This is a genomic window from Delftia sp. ZNC0008 (assembly GCF_000799035.1).
In the GTDB taxonomy this organism is placed as follows: Bacteria; Pseudomonadota; Gammaproteobacteria; order Burkholderiales; family Burkholderiaceae_C; genus Comamonas; species Comamonas tsuruhatensis.
The window spans coordinates 1-14,758 of record NZ_JTKZ01000859.1 but is presented as its reverse complement, the minus strand read 5'-3'; the positions used below and the strand labels follow the sequence as shown (position 1 = coordinate 14,758).

At 67.6% G+C, this 14,758-nt stretch carries 14 protein-coding genes; 9 read left to right on the top strand and 5 right to left on the bottom strand.

Going from position 1 to position 14,758, the window contains the following annotated elements; translation table 11 throughout:
• Window positions 1-94: 94 nt before the first annotated feature.
• From L995_RS27620 to fur, 3 genes are all read right to left on the bottom strand, one after another.
• Window positions 95-1,309, bottom strand: a complete 1,215-nt coding sequence (locus tag L995_RS27620; protein WP_017407283.1) for a DUF1501 domain-containing protein — start codon at window positions 1,307-1,309, stop codon at window positions 95-97.
• Window positions 1,310-1,325: 16 nt separating this feature from the next.
• The gene (locus tag L995_RS27615) at window positions 1,326-2,903 is read right to left on the bottom strand and encodes a DUF1800 domain-containing protein (protein WP_047474549.1); all 1,578 of its coding nucleotides are present in this window, start codon (window positions 2,901-2,903) and stop codon (window positions 1,326-1,328) included.
• A gap of 143 nt (window positions 2,904-3,046) precedes the next feature.
• On the bottom strand, window positions 3,047-3,472 hold the full coding sequence (gene fur / locus L995_RS27610) for a ferric iron uptake transcriptional regulator (RefSeq protein ID WP_013804774.1): 426 nt from the start codon (window positions 3,470-3,472) through the stop codon (window positions 3,047-3,049).
• Between the two features lie 156 nt (window positions 3,473-3,628).
• On the opposite strand from fur, the gene L995_RS27605 reads away from it, so the two are divergent.
• The 4 genes from L995_RS27605 to L995_RS27590 all read left to right on the top strand — a co-directional run bounded on the left by L995_RS27605 (window position 3,629) and on the right by L995_RS27590 (window position 6,404).
• Window positions 3,629-4,177 (top strand): outer membrane protein assembly factor BamE, encoded by a 549-nt coding sequence (locus L995_RS27605; RefSeq protein WP_016447212.1) that lies wholly within the window; start codon window positions 3,629-3,631, stop codon window positions 4,175-4,177.
• A 124-nt stretch (window positions 4,178-4,301) separates the two neighbouring features.
• Window positions 4,302-5,138, top strand: coding sequence for a 4-hydroxy-tetrahydrodipicolinate reductase (dapB, locus tag L995_RS27600; RefSeq protein WP_017407286.1), 837 nt, complete (start codon window positions 4,302-4,304; stop codon window positions 5,136-5,138).
• Window positions 5,139-5,168: 30 nt separating this feature from the next.
• Window positions 5,169-5,900, top strand: coding sequence for a MotA/TolQ/ExbB proton channel family protein (locus tag L995_RS27595; RefSeq protein ID WP_047474548.1), 732 nt, complete (start codon window positions 5,169-5,171; stop codon window positions 5,898-5,900).
• A 24-nt stretch (window positions 5,901-5,924) separates the two neighbouring features.
• Window positions 5,925-6,404, top strand: a complete 480-nt coding sequence (locus tag L995_RS27590) for an ExbD/TolR family protein (RefSeq protein WP_016447209.1) — start codon at window positions 5,925-5,927, stop codon at window positions 6,402-6,404.
• A 51-nt stretch (window positions 6,405-6,455) separates the two neighbouring features.
• Here L995_RS27590 and L995_RS27585 read toward each other — a convergent pair whose 3' ends face one another.
• Window positions 6,456-7,670 carry a mechanosensitive ion channel family protein gene (locus tag L995_RS27585; RefSeq protein ID WP_016447208.1) on the bottom strand — a complete coding sequence of 405 codons (1,215 nt, stop codon included), beginning with the start codon at window positions 7,668-7,670 and terminating at the stop codon, window positions 6,456-6,458.
• Between the two features lie 351 nt (window positions 7,671-8,021).
• Between L995_RS27585 and leuS the strand changes: the two genes are divergently transcribed.
• The 3 genes from leuS to holA all read left to right on the top strand — a co-directional run bounded on the left by leuS (window position 8,022) and on the right by holA (window position 12,479).
• A complete protein-coding gene (gene leuS / locus L995_RS27580; protein WP_047474547.1) occupies window positions 8,022-10,757 on the top strand; it encodes a leucine--tRNA ligase in 2,736 nt (911 codons plus the stop codon).
• 157 nt (window positions 10,758-10,914) lie between these two features.
• Window positions 10,915-11,421 (top strand): LPS-assembly lipoprotein LptE, encoded by a 507-nt coding sequence (locus L995_RS27575; protein ID WP_016447206.1) that lies wholly within the window; start codon window positions 10,915-10,917, stop codon window positions 11,419-11,421.
• Window positions 11,422-11,426: 5 nt separating this feature from the next.
• Window positions 11,427-12,479 (top strand): DNA polymerase III subunit delta, encoded by a 1,053-nt coding sequence (holA, locus tag L995_RS27570; RefSeq protein ID WP_016447205.1) that lies wholly within the window; start codon window positions 11,427-11,429, stop codon window positions 12,477-12,479.
• Window positions 12,480-12,491: 12 nt separating this feature from the next.
• On the opposite strand, the gene L995_RS27565 is transcribed toward holA, so the two are convergent.
• Window positions 12,492-12,794 carry a hypothetical protein gene (locus L995_RS27565; protein WP_016447204.1) on the bottom strand — a complete coding sequence of 101 codons (303 nt, stop codon included), beginning with the start codon at window positions 12,792-12,794 and terminating at the stop codon, window positions 12,492-12,494.
• A gap of 189 nt (window positions 12,795-12,983) precedes the next feature.
• Between L995_RS27565 and L995_RS27560 the strand changes: the two genes are divergently transcribed.
• Window positions 12,984-14,264, top strand: a complete 1,281-nt coding sequence (locus L995_RS27560) for a glutamate-5-semialdehyde dehydrogenase (protein WP_016447203.1) — start codon at window positions 12,984-12,986, stop codon at window positions 14,262-14,264.
• Between the two features lie 59 nt (window positions 14,265-14,323).
• Window positions 14,324-14,758, top strand: a 435-nt coding sequence (locus L995_RS27555; protein ID WP_047474546.1) for an NAD-binding protein, incomplete at its 3' end; no start/stop codon positions are given.

The window sequence follows — 14,758 nt, the reverse complement described above, 5'->3', positions numbered from 1 at the left end:
CCGCGTCGAAGACGGCCTGATCCGCCGCATCTACACGCTGCGCAATCCCGACAAGCTGTCCGGCGTGCCAGTGCCGCCGCAGGCGCTGCCGTAGTCAGACGAGTTGCAGGTCGCGGGGCGTCGCGCCTTCGAAGACACGCTGCAGCTGGGCCGGGCTCAGTCCATACATGCGCTGGAACAGGCCGCCCAGCACGGCGCGGTACTCGTTGAGCACGGGATGGTCGCGGTTCTGGAACAGGTTTTTCTGGTTGACCTCGACCTGCTCTCCCACGATGCGACCGCCCGCGCGCGCGGAAAGCCCGCCGCCCAGCAGCCAGTAGGTCGTGCCGTGGCCGTGGTCCGTGCCCTTGTTGCCGTTCTCGCGGAAGGTGCGGCCGAATTCGCTGATCACCACCACCACCGTATGGCGCCAGGCCTCGGGACCTATCTCCTGGGCAAAACCGGCCAGGCCCCGGCCCAGCTCGTCCAGCCGTCCGGCCAGCGCGCCTGTGGCGCCGCCCTGGGCCACATGCGTGTCCCAGCCGCCTACATCGACGAAGCCCAGGTCGAAGCGCTCGCGCATCAGGGCCGCCATGCGCTGCGCCACCAGCGCAAAGCCCCGCGCGCTGATGGCGTCGCGCCCGGCCTGGTCCATCTCTTCCTGCACGCTGCGCTGCACCGCATCGCGCACGGCAAAGCCCTCCTGCACGGCAGTGCCCAGGGCAGTGCCTGCGTACATGGCGGCAATGGCCTGGCTGCGTCTATCGTCCAGCCCGCCCTTGCCCACGGACGCCAGGGCCATGTTGGCGGACGGCAGGCTGCCACGCAGCAGTAGTGGCAACTGGGGCGTGAACGACATGGGCGACACCGGGCCCCGCCCGTCCTGCCCCAGCACCTGGGCCAGCCGGTTCAGAAAGCCCGACTGGTAGCTGCGGCGCCCGTCCAGGCCCTGGCCCAGTTCGATGGAGTCCTGTGTCTCGAAATGGCTGCGCGACAGGTCGTGCGTGCCTGCAAAGGGCACGAAGCAGGCCTGGCCGGCCTGGAACAGCGGATGGATGCTGTCCTCCAGCATCGGGTGCAGGCCCCAGCGGCCATCCAGCGCCAGCGCGCCGCCGGCCTCGCCGGGACGGGGGATGGCAATGCTGGGACGGGCCTCGTAGTAGAAGTCGCTGTGCGTGGGCACCAGCAGACTGTTGCAGTCATAGGCACCGCGCAGAAACACCAGCAGCAGGCGCGGCGTGGCTGGCTGGAGGGCGGCCGCCTGCAGCCGGCCCAGGTGGGCGGCAAAGGGCAGGGCCGATGCCATGGTCAGGAAGTGGCGTCGCTGCATGGAAAGTCTCCGGGGTTCAGCGGAACATCATCTCGGGTGCGGACAGGAAGTAGGTATTCCAGTCCGCCGGATTGCGGGCCTGGGCCAGTGCCGCCTGCGTGGCCTGGCTCCACTGGGGCAGGCGCTGGCGCACGCTGGCCCGTTCCGACAGCATGGGGTAGGGCGGCTTCTCCAGCGCCTCCTTGGGGTCGGCGCGAAACAGCACGGCGCTGCGCGTGGCGATCTGGCGCGCCACCTCGAAGCGTGCCGCCATCTGGCCCGAACTGGCCCAGTCGGACTGCATCTGCGGATAGCCGTCCGGCGTCTCATGCGCGTAGAGGTTCTGGCCCAGCCGGTTGATCCAGCCCAGCACGGGCGCCACGTCGGCCGCCACGCGCTGGTCCACCGACAGCCGCGTGGCGGCCAGCACGTAGTGCAGCGGATCGCGGAACTTGCGGCCAAAGCGCGCGGCCTCCGGATCGGTCAGCAGCGCTGCCACGGTGGCTGCGATGTCGCCCCGGCTGCGCGTGAAGGCCTGTGCCGTGCGCTGCACCAGGGCCGGCGGCGGATCGTCGGCAATGAAGAACACCGCCAGCTTGTGCGCGATGAACTGCGCCGTGGCCGGCGCGGCGACGATGCGGTCCAGCGCCTCCTGGACCTCGGCCATGCCGCGTGCGTTCAGGGGCTGGCCCAGGAAGGTCTTGGCTCCGTAGTCGTGCCGGTTGGGATTGAACTCGAAGAATCCCGAGCGCAGGTAGTCGCCCTGGCGCCCGGCGCGCATGCGCGGCGGCGGCGTGCCGGCCGGCTGCAGATTGATGCCCACGCCTGTCAGGATGCGCGCCATCTCCTGCACGTCGGCCTGGGTGTAGCCGCTGCCCACGCCCATGGTGTGCAGCTCCAGCAGCTCGCGCGCGTAGTTTTCGTTGATGCGGCCCGCCGCATTGCTGGCGTTGTCCAGGTAGCGCAGCATGGCCGGGTGGCGCAGCGAGGCCTCCAGCAGGCTGCGGAAACTGCCCAGCGCATACGGGCGTATGGCCTGCTCCTCGTAGTCGCCCACCCAGGCGCGGATATCGGCCTTGCGCAGGCTGACGCTGAAATGGTTCATCCAGAACCAGGTCATCTGCTCTTGCAGCTGTGCCGGCGAGTACAGCGCGCGGATCACGAAGCGCTTCTGGGCATCGCTGCCCAGCTGGTTCAGCGTGCGCTGGTAGGCCTGCTGCCGCGCGGCCTTTTCATCGGCCGATGCGGCTTCCTGCACGGCCTTGCGCTGGTCGCCCAGCTCCAGCAGCACCTGGTCCATGGGGCGCTGGCTGATACCCAGCTCATCAATGCGCTGCTGCGCCTGCGCAGGCAGCGGCTGAGGCCCCGGCTGCAGTTGCCGGGCCAGCCAGGCCTTGAGGCCCAGGCGCTGCAGCTGCGCATCCTCGCTGTCGGTGGCGCCCCAGGTGACGCGGTCCAGCCATTGCTGGCGCTGCGCGGCGGTGAGCGGTGCCTCGGCCACTCCCTGTAGCGCGGCCGCTGCGGACGACGGCGGGGCCTGCAAGGGCGCACAGCCTGTGGCCAGGACGATGGCGGAGAAAGTGAGAGCGATGGCGAACGGCGAAGTGCGGCGCATGGTGTCTCGGTGGGTAGGGGGCATCCATTGGACGCCAGCATCCTCCACCCATGTGCTTCGCCCTGTAAAGCGCCGGTAGCAAAAAGTAAAAGGCAAAAAAAAGCGGAGTGTGAAGCACTCCGCTTTTTCTGAGGGACCCTGCCTTATTTGCTGGGCCGGCTCGCGCATTCAGCGCACTGTCCGTACAGGGCCATCGAATGGTCCTGGATCACCCAGCCCTTGGCCTTGGCGATCAGGTTCTGGCGCTTTTCGATATCGGGATCGTAGAACTCCTCGACCTTGCCGCAGCTGGTGCAGACAAAGTGGTCGTGGTGCTGGCCTTCATTGAGCTCGTAGACGGCCTTGCCGCTCTCGAAATTGCTGCGGATGAGGATGCCTGCCTGCTCGAACTGCGTGAGCACGCGGTAGACCGTGGCCAGGCCGATGTCCGAACGCTCGTCCAGCAGCACGCGGAACACGTCTTCGGCCGTCATGTGGCGTTGCGCACCCGTCTGGAAGATCTCCAGGATCTTCAGGCGGGGCAGCGTGGCCTTCAGGCCGGTACTCTTGAGTTCGTCGATGTTCTTCATGTCTGGGTCTTTGGCAGAGACTGCCCGCTGGGCTGCCACCACGGCAGGTGCGGGACGGCGAACAAAATGGCCCTGGTGCCAGGGGCGTCGCATGATCGCAAGCCCCGGGGACCAGCCGCTACAATGATCCACGATCATATCCCTATGCTGATACCAATGCATGTTCAAGCCCGTTGCCGCGCCAGTGCGGCCCTGATGCTGTTGATCGGGGTGGCGCTGGCAGGCTGCAGCAGCCTCGATGGCGCCGCGCACCGAGTCGCCAATGTCGTCACTCCCTACAAGGTCGAGGTCGTCCAAGGCAACTTCGTCTCCCGCGAACAGGTCGAGGCCCTGCAGCCCGGCATGAGCCGCCAGCAGGTGCGTGACATCCTCGGCACGCCGCTGGTCACCAGCGTATTCCACGCCGACCGCTGGGAATATGTGTTCACCATCAAGCGTCCCGGCGTCGATTCCCAGGTGCGCAAGCTGACCGTCTTCTTCAACGGCGACCTGTTCGCCCGCTCCGAAGGCGACGAGATGCCCACCGAGGCCGAATTCGTCGCCAGCCTGGGCTCCAAGAAGAAGCTGGGCAAGATTCCTCAGCTGGAAGCCAGCGAGGAGCAACTGTCCAAGTTCCCCGCTGCCAAGCCGGTCGAAGAGCCCGTGGCCGCCGAGCCGCCGCCCGCGGCGGCCAGCTATCCGCCACTGGAGCCCGGCGCCCGCTGATATCGCCGCCCGCGCGCCGCAAGGCATGCGGGCGTTTTTCCGTGGATGGCGGCTGCCGCGGTGCCTGCCGTGCGCCCGGGCAGTCCACTTTCCACGCATTGAGCCTTTGCATCTCTTTCCCGACATGAACGCCACGACCGCCACTTCCTCCAGCAACAACCAGCGCCTGCGCGTGGCCGTGGCCGGCGCCTCCGGCCGCATGGGCCGCATGCTGATCGAGGCCATCGCGCAAAGCGATGACCTTGCGCTGACCGCCGCGCTGGACCGTCCCGACAGCCCTGCGCTGGGCACCGATCCCTCGGCCTTCCTGGGCCTGGCCAGCGGCATCGTCATCGAAAGCGATGTGCGCGCCGCGCTGTCCAAGGCCGACTGCCTGATCGACTTCACGCGCCCCGAGGGCACGTTGGAGCACCTGGCCATCTGCGCCGAACTGGGCGTCAGGCTGGTCATCGGCACCACGGGCTTCAGCGACGAGCAAAAGGCCCGCATCGCCGAGTACGCCCAGCGCACGGCCGTGGTGCTGTCGCCCAACATGAGCGTGGGCGTGAACGTGACCTTCAAGCTGCTGGAGATGGCGGCCAAGGCCCTGTCCAGCGGCTACGACATCGAGATCGTCGAGGCCCACCACCGCCACAAGGTGGATGCGCCTTCGGGCACCGCCCTCAAGATGGGCGAGGTCATCGCCGAAGCCCAGGGCACGAAGCTGGCCGACCGCGCCGTCTACGAGCGCTTCGGCCACACCGGTGCGCGCGAGGACAACACCATCGGCTTTGCCACCGTGCGCGGTGGCGACATCATCGGCGACCACACGGTGCTGTTTGCGGGCACGGGCGAGCGCATCGAGATCTCGCACAAGTCCAGCAGCCGTGCCGGCTATGCCCAGGGCAGCCTGCGTGCCGCGCGCTTCCTGGCGGGCAAGACCAGCGGCCAGTACGACATGTACGCCGTATTGGGCCTGTGACGAGGCTCGCAGCACGGGCAAGGTAAGACCATGAGCGGTCCACTCTGGCTCTGGTGGCAGCAAGGCGATGCCGTCGCGCGCGGCACGGCGCTGCTGCTGCTGGCGCTGTCGGTGGCCAGCTGGGTGGTCATCGTCTGGAAGGTCTGGTTCATGGCCGCCAGCCGGCGCCGCGTTCCCCAGGCCATTGCGGCCTTCTGGAGCGCGCCGGACCTGGCCTCGGGCCAGGCCCGCATGGGCGAGGGGGATCGCCAGCAACTGGTGGCACCCATGGCCGAGGCCGTGACACAGGCGCTGGCGCCCATGGGCAGCGGCCTGGCGCTTGCGGGACGCGCGGCGCATTCCGTCCGCCTGACGCGGGGGCTTCGCCAGGCGCTGCAATCGGCCAGCCACCAGCTGCAATGGGGCCAGACCCTGTTGGCCACGGTGGGCGCCACGGCACCTTTTGTCGGCCTGCTGGGCACCGTCTGGGGCATTCACCACGCGCTGGCCACGCTGGCGGGCAGCGGGCAGATCGGCATCGAACAACTGGCCGGCCCGGTGGGCGAGGCCCTGGTGATGACGGCGGCCGGACTGGCCGTGGCCCTGCCGGCCGTGCTGGCCTACAACCTGCTGGGCCGGGCCGCGGCCCAGATGGAGGCCATGCTGGAAGGCTTTGCCCATGACCTGCAGGCCCTGTTCGGCACCCAGCCGGCCGAGCAGGCGCCGCACGATGACGGCATGGCCGTCGCCGGCCTGCCGGCCGGCCCCATGGAAGCGCCCTGACGGGGCGGCTCGCCAGGAGCACACATGGCCTTTGGACGACTGAGCGGCAAGGAAAGCTCCTCCCAGCCCATGCACGCCATCAACGTCACCCCGCTGGTGGATGTGATGCTGGTGCTCGTCGTCATCTTCATCCTCGCGGCACCCATGCTGGCCGCCTCGCTGCGCGTGCAATTGCCCCAGGCCCAGGGCACCCAGCCCATGGCCGCCGCGGGCGAGGACGATGCGCTGCTGCTGGAGGTCGATGCGAAGGGTGCGCTCTGGATGCAGGGCCAGCCCGCCACGGCGGATGCGCTGCGTGAGCGCCTCGCTCAGCTCGGCGCGCGCAACCCCCAGGCAGAACTGCAACTGCGTGCCGACCAGGCCGTGCCCTATGGCCGTGTGGCCGAACTCATGGGCTGGGCCCACGCGGCAGGGCTGACGCGCATAGGCTTCGTGGCCGAGCCGGCGCGAAACCAGGATGGAAAACCCGCAGCCGTCCTGGGTCCCACCGGCGCCGGGCGCTGAAGCGATCAGGCGCTCAAGCGCTCAAGCGCCGCCGGGCCTGTGCCCGCGAACCTAGTCCTGTCCTTCGGGCCAGCGCTCGTTGCCCGCCAGCCGCAGATGCTGGCCATGGTCCGAGGAACGCTGGTACAGACTGAGCCCGAACAGCGGCAGCATGCCGATCAGGTGATCGAAGATCGCGCCCTGTATGGCCTCGTACTCCACCCAGACCGTGGTGCTGGTGTAGCAAAACAGCTCCAGCGGCACGCCCATGGGCGAAGGCTCCATGGTGCGCACCAGCAGGAACATGTTCGGCGTCTTGTGGATGTGCGGATGGCGCAGCAGGTAGGCGTATGCATAGGCCTTGAACGCGGCCAGATTGCTCAGATGCTGCGCTGCCATCTCGCTGCCCGCCGGCGCATCGGCCATGCGCAGGCCGCCATCACTGCTCCAATAGTCCTTGAGGGGCTCGAGCAATGACAATTTCTGCCGCTGCTCTGCCGTCAGCAGGCGGATGGTGTGGGCGTCTATGTGCAGCGAGCGGCGGATGCGGCGCCCGCCCGACTCGAACATGCCGCGCCAGTTCTTGTAGCTGTCGCTCATCAGCCGCCAGGTCGGAATGGTGGTGATGGTCTTGTCCCAGTTCTGCACCTTGACCGTGTGCAGCGCGATGTCGATCACGAAGCCGTCGGCGCCGACCTGGGGCATCTCGATCCAGTCGCCCACGCGCAGCATGTCGTTGGAGCCCAGCTGCACGCCGGCCACGAAGGACATGATGGTGTCCTTGAAGATCAGCATCAGCACGGCCGAGGCCGCGCCCAGGCCGGACAGCAGCAGCAGCGGCGAGCGGTCCACCAGGGTGGCGACGATGAGCACGATGGCGATCAGGAACACCAGCAGCTTGCCCAGCTGCACATAGCTCTTGATCGAGTGCGCCTGCGTGGCCTTGCGCTCTTCCTTGAGGTCGTGCGCCTCGTTCATGGCATTGAGCAGGGCGCTGATCACGCGGGCCACGTGGTAGATGGTGCAGGCGATGGCCAGGTTCAGGATCAGGGTGGCCCACTGCGGCTGCAGCTGCGGTATGGCCTGCACGCCGGACTGCATGACCAGCGAAGGCACGGCCTTGGCCAGCCGCTGCAGCACGCTGTCGTGCAGCAGCACCTGGGCCCACTCCATCTCCACCAGCGTGCTGCGCATGCGCGGCAGCACGCGCAACAGCAGCCATTGCACGACAAAACCCGCGGAGCGGGCCAGCAGCACCAGCGCGCACAGCGCAGCCAGGGCCTGCATGACGGGATCCCAGCCGGAAATCAAAGACCAGTTCAGCAAGAGAAAACTCCAGGGCGCGGAAAAACCTGCCGCGCGATGGCGGCATGCCCGGGGTGTCCGTATCCGTTCCTGCGCAAGTCCGGGCTGGCGATGGCGGAACGTCTGCGGCGCACTGCCACAGAGGGTGCCAAGCATACGCAGCGCGGCTTTTCCCCGCGCGGCGGCCGGGCAACCGGGTGCCGATGGCGCAGTACCGCCTGCGGGCTTGTGGGCTGCTTGCGGCACCGGCGGGCCGGGGCCCTAAAATCGTCGGTTGATTCCGGCCATCCGGCTCGTCCGGCCACCTTGTCCGGCCCTTGGGGCCGCAGCACCATGCAAGAGAAATACAACCACATCGACGTTGAGCGCGCAGCGCAAGACCACTGGTCCGCCCGCGACGCCTACCGCGTGACCGAAGACCAGGCCAAGCCCAAGTTCTACGCCTGCTCCATGCTGCCCTACCCCAGCGGCAAGCTGCACATGGGCCATGTGCGCAACTACACCATCAACGACATGCTGGCGCGCCAGCTGCGCATGAAGGGCTACAACGTCCTCATGCCCATGGGCTGGGATGCCTTCGGCCTGCCGGCCGAGAACGCGGCGCTCAAGAACAAGGTGCCGCCTGCGCAGTGGACCTACGACAACATCGCCTACATGAAAAAGCAGATGCAGGCGATGGGTCTGGCCATCGACTGGAGCCGCGAAGTGGCCACCTGCGATCCCGACTACTACAAGTGGAACCAGTGGCTGTTCCTGCAGATGCTGGAAAAGGGCATTGCCTACCGCAAGACCCAGATCGTGAACTGGGACCCAGTGGACCAGACCGTGCTGGCCAACGAGCAGGTCATCGACGGCCGCGGCTGGCGCACGGGCGCGCCGGTCGAAAAGCGCGAAATCCCCGGCTACTACCTGAAGATCACCGACTACGCCCAGGAGCTGCTGGACCATGTCCAGGTGGGCGGCGACAAGGCCACGCTGACCGGCTGGCCTGAAAAAGTGCGCCTGATGCAGGAAAACTGGATCGGCAAGAGCGCGGGCGTGCGCTTTGCGTTCACCCACGACATCCGTGGCGCCGACGGCCAGCCCATCCAGGACGGGCGCCTGTATGTGTTCACCACGCGCGCCGACACCATCATGGGCGTGACCTTCTGCGCCGTGGCGCCCGAGCACCCGCTGGCCCAGCATGCCGCGGCATCGCAGCCCAAGCTCGCGGCCTTCATCGAAGAATGCAAGAAGGGCGGCACCACCGAGGCCGAACTCGCGCTCAAGGAAAAGGAAGGACTGCCCACGGGCCTGTTCGTCACCCATCCGCTGACGGGTGCCCAGGTCGAGGTCTGGGTCGGCAACTACGTGCTCATGAGCTACGGCGACGGCGCCGTCATGGGCGTGCCCGCGCATGACGAGCGCGACTTCGCCTTTGCGAAGAAGTACGGCATCGCCATCCGCCAGGTCATCGCGGTCGAAGGCGAGACCTTCAGCACCGAGGCATGGGCCGACTGGTACGGCGACAAGCAGCGCGCTGTCTGCATCGAATCCGGCGAACTCGACGGCCTGCCCCATGTGGCGGCCGTGGACAAGGTGGCCGAACTGCTGGCCGCCAAGGGCCTTGGCGAGAAGAAAACCACCTGGCGCCTGCGCGACTGGGGCGTGAGCCGCCAGCGCTACTGGGGCACGCCGATTCCCATCATCCACTGCGAGGACTGCGGCGCCCAGCCCGTGCCTGCCAAGGACCTGCCCGTGGTCCTGCCCCAGGACCTGGTGCCCGATGGCTCGGGCAACCCCCTGGTCAAGAGCGAAGCCTTCCACGCCGGCGTGGTCTGCCCCTGCTGCGGCAAGAGCGCGCGCCGCGAGACCGACACCATGGACACCTTCGTGGACTCGTCCTGGTACTTCATGCGCTATTGCGACGCCAGGAACAGCGAGCAGATGGTGGGCAAGGGCACGGACTACTGGATGCGGGACCAGCATGCCGCCACCGGCGGCAGCGGCATGGACCAGTACATCGGCGGCATCGAGCACGCCATCCTGCACCTGCTGTACGCGCGCTTCTGGACCAAGGTCATGCGCGACCTGGGCCTGGTCAAGGTCGATGAGCCCTTCACCAAGCTGCTGACCCAGGGCATGGTGCTCAACCACATCTACAGCCGCCGCACGGCCAAGGGTGCCAAGGAGTACTTCTGGCCCAAGGATGTCGAGCATGTGTTCGACGAGACCGGCAAGATCGTGGGCGCCAGGCTCAAGGCCGAGGTGGACAGCGCCGACGGCCTGCTGCCCGTGGGCACGGACATCGACTACGAGGGCGTGGGCACCATGTCCAAGTCCAAGAACAACGGCATCGATCCGCAGGAGCTGATCGAGAAGTACGGCGCCGACACCGCGCGCCTGTACACCATGTTCACCGCGCCGCCCGAGCTGACGCTGGAGTGGAACGATGCCGCCGTCGAAGGCAGCTACCGCTTCCTGCGCCGCGTCTACAACTTCGGCGCCAAACTGTCGCAGATGGACATGGCCGGCGCCGTGCAGAGCGTGGCCGGCGCCAAGTCGCTGGACGACGTGGCATTCGGCAAGGCCGCCAAGGCGCTGCGCCTGGAGATCCACACCGTGCTCAAGCAGGTGGAGTACGACTACCAGCGCATGCAGTACAACACCGTGGTCTCGGGCGCCATGAAGATGATCAACGCGCTGGAGGACTTCAAGTCCCACGACGACGCGGGCGCCCAGGTGGCGCTGATCGAAGGCTTCGGCATCCTGCTGCGCGTGCTCTACCCGGCAACGCCCCACCTGGCCCATGTGCTGTGGAGCGAACTGGGCTACGCCGCCCACCTGGGCGATGTGCTGGACGCGCCCTGGCCCCAGGTCGATCCCCTGGCCCTGGTGCAGGACGAGATCTCTCTGGTGCTGCAGGTCAATGGCAAGCTGCGCGGGGCCATCCTCGTGTCCTCGACGGCCGACAAGGCCGAGATCGAGCGCATTGCCCTGGCCAACGAGGAATGCCAGAAGTTCACCAATGGCGCGGCGCCCAAGAAGGTGATCGTGGTGCCGGGCCGCCTGGTCAACGTCGTGGTCTAGGCCATGGCATGCCCCCTGAGGCGCTGCGCGCCTTCCCCCTCTCGCTTCGCGGGGGGGACGACACCCTCGCTGCGGGGCGGCCCTTGCTCGGTGTCCCTCGCTTTGGGCGCGACCGTTGCAAGGGCTGTGAGTGGCGCAAGCGCCTTGGAGAACTGATATGCAAAAACGTACCCTGCTCACCGCCCTGGCCCTGGCTCCGCTGCTGGGGGCCTGCGGCTTTCGCCTGCGGGGGGTGCCGACCTTCGTTTTCCGCTCGCTCTACATCCAGGCGGGCCGGGGCTCTCCGGTGGCGCGGGAGCTGTCGCGCAACCTGGCCAGTGCCAGCGACAAGCTGACCGTGCTGCGCGATCCGGCATCGCCCGACGATGCGGATGCGATCTTCCAGATCATCAGCGAGCGGCAGGAGCGGGTCATCGTCGGCATGAACGCGCTGGGCCAGGTGCGCGAGCTGCAGCTGCGCCTGCGCGTGCGCTTCAAGCTGCGCACGCCCAATGGAGACGAGCCGATCCCCGAGACCGAGATCCTGCAGCAGCGCGACGTGACGTACAACGAAACCAATGCGCTGTCCAAGGAGGCCGAGGAGGCCATGCTCTACAAGGACATGCGTACCGACATCGTCCAGCAGTTGCTGCGCCGCCTGTCGGCCGTCAAGAGCCTGACCTGAGCCCCATGCAGCTTGCCCTGAACCAGCTCGGCGGCCATCTGGCCAAGGGATTGCGCTCGCTCTACGTGCTGCACGGCGACGAGCCGCTGCAGCAGCAGGAGGCTGCCGACGCCATCCGTGCCGCCGCGCGCGCCGCGGGCTACACCGAGCGCAGCAGCTACACCGTGGCCGGCGCCCATTTCGACTGGAGTGCCGTGCTGGCGGCCGGTGGTTCGCTGTCGCTGTTTGCCGATCGGCAGATCATCGAGATCCGCATTCCCTCGGGCAAGCCCGGCAAGGACGGCGGCGCCGCGCTGCAGCAGATCGCCGAGGCGGCGCGCGGCAATGACAGCACGCTCACCCTGGTCATGCTGCCGCGCCTGGACAAGGCCACCAGGACCGGCGCCTGGTTCAGCGCGCTGGAAGCCCAGGGCATGACGCTGCAGATCGATCCCATAGAGCGCGGCCAGCTGCCGGCCTGGATTGCCCAGCGCCTGGCAGCCCAGGGCCAGCGCGTGGCCCCCGGCGAGGAAGGCCAGCGCACGCTGCAGTTCTTTGCCGACCGCGTCGAGGGCAACCTGCTGGCCGCACACCAGGAGATCCAGAAACTGGCCCTGCTGCACCCCGCCGGCGAGCTGAGCCAGGCGCAGGTGGAGCAGGCAGTGCTCAATGTGGCGCGCTACGACGTGTTCAAGCTGTCCGAGGCCGTGCTGTCCGGCCAGTTGGCGCGCGTCTCGCGCATGCTCGACGGCCTGCAGGCCGAGGGCACGGCCGAGGTGCTGGTGCATTGGACCCTGGCCGAGGACATCCGCTCCATCTGCCGCGTCAAGGACGCCATGGCCGCAGGTCAGCCCCTGCCCATGGCCCTGCGCGCCCAGCGCGTCTGGGGCGTCAAGGAGCGTTTGTTCGAGCGCCTGCTGCCGCGCATCACCGACGCCCAGGCCGCGCGCCTGCTGCAATCGGCCCACGCGGTGGACGGCATCGTCAAGGGCCTGGCCTTCGAGGGCTGGCCCCGCGACGGCTGGCAAGCCCTGCGCCGCCTGGCCATGGACCTGGCCCAGGCCGGCGCCAAGGGCTGACGTACCCCGTTCCTAGCTCGTCTTTTCCAGCTGCGCCTGGGCCTTGGTGGCCCAGGTCTCGAGGTTGTCCAGCAGGTCCTTCTGGCTGAAGGAGCAGCTTTCCTCGCTGAACAGCGCGCTGGACTCCAATCGGTCCAGCAGATTGAGCAGCACTTCGCCGTAGCGCGGCGGCAGGGCCTGCAGCAACTCCGAGGAAGCCCTGGCCTGCTGCCCGAGCACGGCGGCCGGCAGCTGCTGCTGTGCCAGTTGGGCGAAGCCCGCGCGCAACTGTGCGAGTTGCTGGGCGGCGAGAAGAGTGTCGTGGCTGGTGGACATGGCGGGAAAACCTCTGCGTACTGGGCAGCAGTGTAGGGTGGCCGCGACATCCTGCCGGCCGCCGGAACGCGGGGTTTGCCCTCTGGTGGCCGTGCGAGGACGCATCCCAGCCGCATCCCAGCCGCATGTTGGCGCGGGGCATGCCCGCTCTCGGTGCGCAAATGGGCGCAACTCGGCGAGAATCTCGGAATGAACGCGCTCAATATCGTCGAATACACCCACAACCTGGGCGTTCAGGCCAAAGTGGCCTCCGCCCAGATGGCCCGAGCCTCGGCTGCCGTCAAAAGCCGCGCCCTGCTGGCGCTGGCGCGCCTGCTGCGGGAGAACGTGGAGCCGTTGCAGACCGACAACGCCCGTGACCTCGAACGCGCCGTGGCCAACGGCCTGTCCGCTCCCATGGTGGACCGCCTGCGCCTGACGCCCAAGGTGCTGGAAACCTGTGCCCAGGGATGTGAGCAGCTGGCCTCCATGGCCGATGTGATCGGCGAGATCATCGGCATGAAGCAAATGCCCAGCGGCATCCGCGTAGGCCAGATGCGTGTGCCGATCGGCGTGTTCGGCATGATCTACGAAAGCCGCCCCAACGTGACCATCGAGGCGGCCAGCCTCAGCATCAAGAGCGGCAACGCCTGCATCCTGCGCGGCGGCTCCGAGGCCATCGACTCCAACAAGGCGCTGGCTGCCCTCGTCGCCAGGGCGCTGGCCGAAGCCGGCCTGCCCGAGCACGGCGTGCAGCTGGTGCAGACCACGGACCGCGAGGCCGTGGGCCAGCTCATCGCCATGCCCGACTACGTGGACGTCATCATCCCGCGCGGCGGCAAGGGCCTGATCGAGCGCATCAGCCGCGAGGCCAAGGTGCCCGTCATCAAGCACCTGGACGGCAATTGCCACACCTATGTCGATGATCCCTGCGACATCGCCATGGCCGTCAAGGTGGCCGACAACGCCAAGACCAACAAGTACAGCCCCTGCAATGCCAGTGAAAGCCTGCTGGTGGCGCGCGGCGTGGCCGCCGAATTCCTGCCGAAGATCGGCGCCATCTACGCCGCCAAGGGGGTCGAGATGCGCGGCTGCCCCGAATCGCTGGCCATCCTGAAGTCTGTGGCCGGTGCTCAACTGGCCGAGGCCACCGAGCAGGACTGGAGCGAGGAATATCTGGCGCCCATCATCAGCGTCAAGATCGTGTCCGGCGTGGACGAGGCCATCGCCCACATCAACCGCTACTCCAGCCACCACACGGACGCCATCCTGACGCGCGACCATATGCACGCCCAGCGCTTTCTGCGCGAAGTGGACTCGGCCAGCGTCATGGTCAATGCCAGCACGCGCTTTGCCGATGGCTTCGAGTACGGCCTGGGCGCGGAAATCGGCATCAGCACCGACAAGTTCCATGCGCGCGGTCCTGTGGGCATCGAAGGCCTGACCTCGCTCAAATACGTGGTGCTGGGTGAAGGCGAAGTCCGCACCTGACCGAGCCGTGCTGCGCGCCGGAATGCCCCGCGCCGGCACCGCAGCACTGCAATGAATCCATGAAAATCATCATTCTTGGCGCCGGCCGTGTGGGCTACAGCGTGGCAGAAAGCCTGGTGTCCGAACGCAACGACATCACGGTGATCGACACCGACGCACGGCGCCTGCGCGAGCTGGAGTCGCGCTTCGACCTGCGTGGCGTCGTGGGCAGCGGCATCGATCCCCATGTGCTGGCCGAGGCCGGCGCCAAGGACACGGACCTGCTGATCGCCTGCGCCGCGCTCGACGAAACCAACCTTGTGTGCTGCAAGCTGGCCCAGGTCCTGTTCGAGATTCCCACACGCATCGCGCGCGTGCGCTCCTCGGGCTTTGGCGAGGACGAGGCGCTGCTGGGCAAGGAAGGCTTTGGCGTCGACCGCATCATCTGCCCCGAGGAATCGCTGACCAACTACATCAGCAAGCTCATCGAGTTTCCCGAAGCCATGCAGACGCGG

Coding starts and splice junctions, on each gene's coding strand:
- fur (WP_013804774.1), bottom strand. CDS start 3,472: ATGAAGAACATCGACGAACTCAAGAGTACCGGCCTGAAGGCCACGCTG.
- dapB (WP_017407286.1), top strand. CDS start 4,302: ATGAACGCCACGACCGCCACTTCCTCCAGCAACAACCAGCGCCTGCGC.
- L995_RS27560 (WP_016447203.1), top strand. CDS start 12,984: ATGAACGCGCTCAATATCGTCGAATACACCCACAACCTGGGCGTTCAG.
- L995_RS27565 (WP_016447204.1), bottom strand. CDS start 12,794: ATGTCCACCAGCCACGACACTCTTCTCGCCGCCCAGCAACTCGCACAG.
- holA (WP_016447205.1), top strand. CDS start 11,427: ATGCAGCTTGCCCTGAACCAGCTCGGCGGCCATCTGGCCAAGGGATTG.
- L995_RS27590 (WP_016447209.1), top strand. CDS start 5,925: ATGGCCTTTGGACGACTGAGCGGCAAGGAAAGCTCCTCCCAGCCCATG.
- L995_RS27595 (WP_047474548.1), top strand. CDS start 5,169: ATGAGCGGTCCACTCTGGCTCTGGTGGCAGCAAGGCGATGCCGTCGCG.
- L995_RS27585 (WP_016447208.1), bottom strand. CDS start 7,670: ATGCAGGCCCTGGCTGCGCTGTGCGCGCTGGTGCTGCTGGCCCGCTCC.
- L995_RS27605 (WP_016447212.1), top strand. CDS start 3,629: ATGCATGTTCAAGCCCGTTGCCGCGCCAGTGCGGCCCTGATGCTGTTG.
- L995_RS27620 (WP_017407283.1), bottom strand. CDS start 1,309: ATGCAGCGACGCCACTTCCTGACCATGGCATCGGCCCTGCCCTTTGCC.
- L995_RS27615 (WP_047474549.1), bottom strand. CDS start 2,903: ATGCGCCGCACTTCGCCGTTCGCCATCGCTCTCACTTTCTCCGCCATC.
- L995_RS27575 (WP_016447206.1), top strand. CDS start 10,915: ATGCAAAAACGTACCCTGCTCACCGCCCTGGCCCTGGCTCCGCTGCTG.
- leuS (WP_047474547.1), top strand. CDS start 8,022: ATGCAAGAGAAATACAACCACATCGACGTTGAGCGCGCAGCGCAAGAC.